Below are 6,000 nucleotides of genomic sequence, written 5' to 3'. Positions count from 1 at the left end.
TGTTGCTGTTGTTTGGGTTGGGGTGTGCGCGGATGATGGTGTCCGTCTCCAACGCGTGTGTTTTCTACGCCTATCTTACCGCCGCGTTGGGGCGTCCTGCGGGGCTTGCAGGGGCGTTTGTCGCGGTGGGTGGGTATAACTGCTTCGTGGCGGGGGCGGTGGGGACCTCTGGCGCGTTGACCGGGGGTGTGGTCAACCGGGTGTTTCATCTTGATTTGCCGTGGGAGTTTTGGGCTGGGTTGTCGGTGGCGGCGGTGTTTCTGCTGAGCCGTCGCGGGGTTGACGTTTCGGCGAAGGTGCTTGCCGTGTCGTTGATTCTCGAGGTCAGCATTCTGGTCGTGTTCGACGTCGCGGTGCTCGTGAAGTCCGGATATTCGTTCAGTGCCTTGTCGCCTGCGGTCGTGACGTCTGGGTCTATCGGGCTTGGGTTGTTGTTTGCTGCCACCTGTTTTATCGGCTTTGAGGCGACTGCGTTGTTCAGCGAGGAGGCGCGGGACGCGAACAAGTCGGTGCCGCGTGCTACCTACATCGCGGTGATCGCGATTGGCGTTTTCGCTGCGGTTACGTCGCTTGCGCTGGTGAGTGCGATCGGTGTGGGGAACGCGAAATCCGTTGCGCAGGATCATCTTGCGGCGGGCGACTTGTTGCTCGCTACGTCACAGGATGTTCTGGGGACTGTGCTCACCGATATCATGCAGTTGTTGCTTGTGGTGAGTCTCTTTGCCGCGCTGTTGGCGTTGCACAACTCTGCCAGTCGCTACATTTACGCGCTCGCTCGCGACGGGGTGCTGCCGAAGGTGTTGGGACGTACGGTTTCTGGTTCGCCGCGCAACGCCAGTGCTGCGCAGATCGGGTTCGCTACTGTGGTAGCGGCGATCTTCGCGGTGCTCGGGCTCGATCCGGTCGCGTTCTTGACGTCGTCGATGACTGGGTTTGGGACGTTGGCGATCCTCGTGTTGCAGGCCATGGCGTCGATCGCGGTGGTGGTGTTCTTCCGGCAGCGGCGTGATCCGCATTGGTGGAGCACGTTTGTCGCGCCGGGGCTTGGCGGGGCCGGGCTCATTGTCGTGATTGTGCTGGCGGTGTTGAACTTTCCGACGATGGCTGGGTCGGACGCGGCGTGGATCGGGTTGTTGCCGTGGTTGTTGCCGATCCTGATTGTCGCGGGGTTGGCGATGGCCGCGTATTTACGCCGGAAGCGGCCGGAGACGTATGCGGCGCTCGGGCCGGAGGTGCATTGAGTCCGTCGTGGACTCAGCTTTTCGGCTTGGCTCGATCATGGGCCCAGCCGGCGATCGCCATTCCGATGAGGGTCAGCGCCAAGAGTGCGACTAGTTGTCCGCCCCAACCGCCGGGGACCCAGGTGAACGCGCCCCACAGTTGGCGTGCGTCGTGGTCGAAGAAACTGCGGATCCCGGCTTGTGCGCATACGACTGTGAGCACCATGCCGACCGTTTGCACCGCTGCGTAGCCGCCCTTGCTCATGCGTCCTCCTCTGGTTTCGTGGTGACCTCGAGGGTGGCGGTCGGTGCCATGGGACGCATCGGACCTGCGGAGCTAGTGGAGGCCGACCAAAGTCGAGGGGTACGACTTTGGTCTAGGGCACAGGCTGTGCCGCGGGCGGCTGCACGGCGGGGGCGGGATCGGCGAAGATGGACTGGTGATCGTTTCGCAGGTCAAGCTCAAGCCGTGGCAGCAAGGGTGGCGGCTGGTCGTCGCCGCGCTGCTCGGTGTGTTCGCCTGGCTGGCGGTCGCCTCGCGGCTGCCGGAGGGATCCGCGGACCCGCGCACCGGGTGGCTGCTCTTCGGCGACCCGATCGTCGGCGTCGGCTGCCTGGTCGTGAGCCTGTGGCGGCGGAAGTATCCCCTGTCGATCGCGACCGGGGTGGTGATCGTCTCAGCGGTGTCGACGTCCGCCGGGGGTGCGGCGCTGCTTGTTCTCGGGTCGCTCGCTACCCGGCGCCGGCCGCTCGAGACCGCGTTCATCGGGTTTGCCTGCGTCGGGACCGGGGCGATCACCGAAAGTATTTACCCGCGCGGCTCCGATCCCGACCCCTGGTGGTTGTCGGTTTCGTTCATCCTGCTGATCACCGGCATCGTCGTGGCGGTCGGGGCGGCGATCGGGGCGCGGCGCGAGGAGTTGCAGTCGCTGCGGGAACGTGCGGAGAGTGCTGAACGCGAGCAGGTCGCGCGGGCGGCTGAGGCGCGGATTGTCGAGCGGCATCGGATCGCGCGCGAGATGCATGACGTCCTCGCGCATCGCGTTTCGCTGGTCGCGATGCAGGCTGGGGTGCTGGGGCATCGCACCGATTTGCCCGCTGAGCAGGTGTCACTGCTGGCTCGCGGGATCGCTGACGGTGCGCATCAGGCGTTGGAGGAGTTGCGGGAGGTCCTCGGGGTGTTGCGGGCCAGCCCGGGTGGGCTGGAGCCGCCGCAGCCGTCGCTCGCGACTCTGCCTGCGCTGGTCGCGGACGCTCGGGCGCTCGGGGTCGACGTGGTCTATACGCCGGAGTCTGTCGGCAAGCCGCCGGATTTGCTTGCCCGCACGGTGTATCGGATTGTCCAAGAAGGACTGACCAACGCCGGTAAACACGCGCCTGGCGCGAAAGTGGGTGTCACCGTGGAGGGCAGGGAAGGCGACGGCCTGCGCGTGACTGTGCGCGATTCCGGCGCGGCGAGGGGCGAGAAGCCGCCGCCGTCGGCCGGGTTCGGGTTGCTGGGGCTCTCCGAACGCGTCGAGCTGGCTGGTGGTGAACTTGACCAGCACGCGGACCCGGGCGGCGGGTTCGTGCTGACCGCGTGGCTGCCGTGGCCTGCCCGCGGCGAAGGGAGCGAGTGAGTTGGACCGGGTGCGGGTCGTGATCGTCGACGACGATCAGCTGGTGCGGATGTCGTTGCGGCTCATGCTCGACGGCGAAGCCGACCTGGAGGTCGCCGGCGAGGCCGCGGACGGCGACGCCGCGATCGCCGAGGTCCGCCGGATCCGGCCGGACGTCGTGCTGATGGACGTGCGGATGCCCGGACGCGACGGCCTGAGCGCGACCGAAGCGATCCTCAGCTGGCCGGACCCGCCGCGGATCCTGGTGCTGACCACGTTCGACTCCGACGAGATGGTGCTCGGCGCGCTGCGGGCCGGGGCGCTCGGGTTCGTGCTCAAGGACACCCCGCCGCGGGACATCCTGGCGGCGGTGCGCTCGGTCGCGGACGGGAATCCCGCGCTGTCTCCGGCGGCCACCAGCCGGTTGATCACCGCGGCGATGGGGCCGCAGTCGTCGGAGACCCGGCGTACCGCGAGGGAAGCGGCACAGGCGCGACTGGCCGCGTTGACCGAGCGCGAACGGGACACCGCGCGGGCGATCGCGGAGGGGCTGTCGAACGCCGAGGTGGGGGCGCGGCTGCACATCAGCGTGGCGACGGTGAAGGCGCACACGAGCAGCCTGTTCGCGAAGCTCGGCGTGGCGAACCGGGTGCAGATCGCGTTGGTGGTGCGCGACAGCGAGGAGTGAGCAGCGCGCAAATCTCACCGCCGAGCCGCAAGCACGCAGATATTCGGAAATGAGAGCGTGTTCTCCGATAGAATGCGAATTGGCTCGCCGGAAATGGTTCGACCGAGCAATTTACGCTGTTTGTCGCAGCGAATCCCCCTTCGGAATCCGGTACGACCTTGCCGCTAAAGCCTGCGAGGTCACGGATCGCTTCGACTACCGCGAGGACGACGACAACTACTTCGAGCAGCCCGGCAACTTGTTCCGGCTGCTGGACGAGGGCGCGCGGCAGCGGCTGTTCGAGAACACGGCGCGGGGGATCAAGGGCGCGCGCAGGGAGACGGTGGAGCGGCATATCGACAACTGCGCCAAGGCGGATCCGGCTTACGGGGCGGGGGTGCGGAAGGCGTGCGAGGAGTTCGGGGCGTTGTGACCGGCTGTCCGTGAGGGGAACCCTGAGGGACTCTGATTCCCTCAGGGTTCCCCTCACGGACCTGCGGTCGCTTGCACGTGTTCCGGGCAGTCGGTGCGCAATTCGGTCAGTGCCAACGGTTTCCGCATCACGCCCGAAGAACCGGCACGTCGTGCACACCCGGGCCACGCTGATCGCGCCGCCGCGCTGCAGATCCGCGATCACCCGCAACAACGTATGCAACGTCGTGGCCCGATCCGGCTCCGGCTGCGCGGCCAGCGATCGCACCAGCTGCTCATCCCACTCTGCCAGTTCAGCAGCGACCTCGAAGCCGCGGTCGGTCAGGGTGAGCAGGCGGCGTCGGCCGTCCGAACCGGGTGAGCGCGTGAGGAGTCCCTTGCGTTCCAGAGCACTGACCGCGTCGGACATCGTCGGTGTCGTCACGTCGAATTCCGCAGCCAGCGTGTTCACCTCGCGCCGCGTCGCGGGTTGGCGCGACAGGGACAGCACCGCCTGTTGTTGCAGTGGCGAAAGGCCTTGCGTGCGGGCGCTGCGTTGGGAAAGGGCGCGCAGGCCGTTCCCGAGCCGTTCGATGGCGTCGGCCAGCCGGCGGTCGAGGCTGGGGTCGTGCTCGGGCATGCGCGCCGCCTCGCGGTCAGGACTCCGGCCACTCATGATAGGCGACGGCACGGAAGAAGGCCGGGACCAGCCGGTCCCGGCCTCCTCCCTCGCCAGTTGGCTTAAACGAGTTTCTGCGCCTCCAGCAGCGCGTCCCGCAGGATCTGCTCCATCTCGTCGAACTCCGCCTGCCCCGCGATCAGCGGCGGAGCGAACTGGACGACCACGTCGCCCCGGTCGTCCGGACGGCAGTAGAGGCCGCGGTCGAACAGCGCGCCCGGCAGGAAGCCGCGGACGAGGCGTTCCCGCTCGTCGGCGTTGAACGTCTCGCGGGTCGCCTTGTCCTTGACCAGCTCGACGGCCCAGAAATAGCCGTCGCCGCGGACGTCGCCGACGATCGGCAGGTCCAGCAGCTTGCCCAGCGTCGATCCGAACGAGTCTTGATGGTCCAGTACGCGCTGGTTGAGCCCTTCCCGCTCCATCAGGTCGAGGTTCGCGAGCGCGACCGCGGCCGACACCGGATGCCCGCCGAAGGTGTACCCGTGCGGGAAGCCGACTCCTGCGCCGAGGAACGGCTCCATCACCCGGTCCGACGCGATCAGCGCGGCGATCGGGCTGTAGCCGGAGCTGAGGCCCTTGGCGCAGGTCAGCAGGTCCGGCTGGAGACCGAACTTCTCGCTGGCGAACGTCGTGCCGTGCCTGCCGAACGCGCAGATCACCTCGTCGGCGACCAGCAGCACGTCGTGCCGGTCGCAGATCTCGCGCACCCGCTCGAAGTACCCGGGCGGCGGCGTGAGGCAGCCGCCGGAGTTCTGCACCGGTTCGAGCACGACCGCGGCGACCGTGTCCGCGCCCTCGAACAGGATCGCTTCCTCGATCCGGTCGGCGGCCCAGCGGCCGAACGCTTCGAGGTCGTCGGCGAACTCCGGATGCCGGTACAGGTTCGTGTTCGGCACGCGGAAGCCGCCCGGCGCGAGCGGTTCGAAGTCCTTCTTCATCGCGGGCAGCCCGGTGATCGCGAGCGCGCCGTGCGGGGTGCCGTGGTAGGCCACCGCGCGGCTGATCACCTTGTGCTTGCCGGGTTTTCCGGTCAGCTTGAAGTACTGCTTCGCGACCTTCCACGCGGACTCCACGGCCTCGCCGCCGCCGGTGGTGAAGAAGACGCGGTTGAGGTCGCCCGGTGCGAGGTGCGCGAGCCGTTCGGCCAGTTCCGCAGCCGGTTTCGTGGCATAGCCCCAAATCGGGAAGTACGCCAGCTCGTTCGCCTGCTGTGCGGCGACTTCCACGAGTTCCCGGCGGCCGTGCCCGGCCTGCACGACGAAAAGCCCGGCCAGCCCGTCGAGGATGCGGCGGCCGCGGTCGTCCCACACGTGCACGCCCTCGCCGCGGGTGATCACCGGGACCGGCGAGTCCTGGTAATTTCCCATGCGGGAGAAGTGCATCCACAGGTGCCGGGCCGCTGCCGACTGAGTGTCCATTGTAGAT

General features: G+C 67.6%; 7 protein-coding genes and 1 pseudogene. 5 read left to right on the top strand and 3 right to left on the bottom strand.

From position 1 onward, the window contains the following. Positions 1–1,241: APC family permease (locus D0D37_RS14580; protein ID WP_162834244.1), on the top strand; the 1,241-nt coding region annotated here is incomplete at its 5' end. Between the two features lie 13 nt (positions 1,242–1,254). On the opposite strand, the gene D0D37_RS14575 is transcribed toward D0D37_RS14580, so the two are convergent. Then, on the bottom strand, positions 1,255–1,485 hold the full coding sequence (locus tag D0D37_RS14575; protein WP_116201057.1) for a hypothetical protein: 231 nt from the start codon (positions 1,483–1,485) through the stop codon (positions 1,255–1,257). Between the two features lie 175 nt (positions 1,486–1,660). Between D0D37_RS14575 and D0D37_RS14570 the strand changes: the two genes are divergently transcribed. From D0D37_RS14570 to D0D37_RS47405, 4 genes are all read left to right on the top strand, one after another. Further along, positions 1,661–2,839 (top strand): sensor histidine kinase, encoded by a 1,179-nt coding sequence (locus D0D37_RS14570; protein ID WP_244223514.1) that lies wholly within the window; start codon positions 1,661–1,663, stop codon positions 2,837–2,839. Position 2,840: 1 nt separating this feature from the next. Continuing rightward, positions 2,841–3,506: a response regulator transcription factor gene (locus D0D37_RS14565; protein ID WP_116201055.1), complete on the top strand. Its 666-nt coding sequence runs from the start codon at positions 2,841–2,843 to the stop codon at positions 3,504–3,506. A 79-nt stretch (positions 3,507–3,585) separates the two neighbouring features. Beyond that, positions 3,586–3,918 carry a catalase-related domain-containing protein gene (locus tag D0D37_RS14560; protein ID WP_244223513.1) on the top strand — a complete coding sequence of 111 codons (333 nt, stop codon included), beginning with the start codon at positions 3,586–3,588 and terminating at the stop codon, positions 3,916–3,918. Positions 3,919–4,011: 93 nt separating this feature from the next. Further along, positions 4,012–4,278 carry a hypothetical protein gene (locus tag D0D37_RS47405; protein WP_208719951.1) on the top strand — a complete coding sequence of 89 codons (267 nt, stop codon included), beginning with the start codon at positions 4,012–4,014 and terminating at the stop codon, positions 4,276–4,278. Positions 4,279–4,314: 36 nt separating this feature from the next. Here the strand turns inward: D0D37_RS47405 and D0D37_RS48995 are convergent. After that, positions 4,315–4,536, bottom strand: a pseudogene (locus D0D37_RS48995) (MarR family winged helix-turn-helix transcriptional regulator); the annotation flags it as partial. Between the two features lie 101 nt (positions 4,537–4,637). Continuing rightward, positions 4,638–5,993 (bottom strand): aspartate aminotransferase family protein, encoded by a 1,356-nt coding sequence (locus D0D37_RS14550; protein WP_116201053.1) that lies wholly within the window; start codon positions 5,991–5,993, stop codon positions 4,638–4,640. Positions 5,994–6,000 lie beyond the last annotated feature (7 nt).

Source organism: Amycolatopsis circi, assembly GCF_003385235.1.
GTDB classification, from domain to species: Bacteria; Actinomycetota; Actinomycetes; order Mycobacteriales; family Pseudonocardiaceae; genus Amycolatopsis; species Amycolatopsis circi.
Note: the sequence above shows the minus strand (reverse complement) of the source record. Positions and strands in the feature narration are given on the sequence as shown.

What these genes read in the sequence shown, in the direction of transcription:
- D0D37_RS14575 (WP_116201057.1), bottom strand. Translation starts at nt 1,485, where the DNA reads ATGAGCAAGGGCGGCTACGCAGCGGTGCAAACGGTCGGCATGGTGCTC.
- D0D37_RS14550 (WP_116201053.1), bottom strand. Translation starts at nt 5,993, where the DNA reads ATGGACACTCAGTCGGCAGCGGCCCGGCACCTGTGGATGCACTTCTCC.